Genomic DNA, 222 nt, shown 5'->3' with positions numbered 1-222 from the left:
CTTAAATATTTGATAACAACATTATACATGAAAGGAGCATAAATATTATGCAAGCATTACAAACAAAATCGAACATCGGAGAAATGTTCAATATTCAAGAAAAAGAAAATGGAGAAATCGCAATCAGTGCAAGAGAGTTATACAAGGCTTTGGAAGTCAAAAAACGTTTTAGCGCTTGGGCAGAAATTAACTTAAAGCATTTTAAAGAAAACAGAGATTTTA

Annotated in this window: 1 protein-coding gene; it reads left to right on the top strand. The window is 30.2% G+C overall.

The features are described from left to right. Window positions 1-47: 47 nt before the first annotated feature. Window positions 48-222, top strand: a 175-nt coding sequence (locus tag IDG65_RS14710) for an antA/AntB antirepressor family protein (protein WP_181427275.1), incomplete at its 3' end; no start/stop codon positions are given.

The sequence above is a fragment of the Staphylococcus sp. EG-SA-17 genome, from assembly GCF_017151845.1.
Taxonomy (GTDB): Bacteria; Bacillota; Bacilli; order Staphylococcales; family Staphylococcaceae; genus Staphylococcus; species Staphylococcus aureus.
The sequence above is the reverse complement of the archived record's forward strand: the minus strand, read 5'-3'. Positions and strand labels throughout refer to the sequence as shown.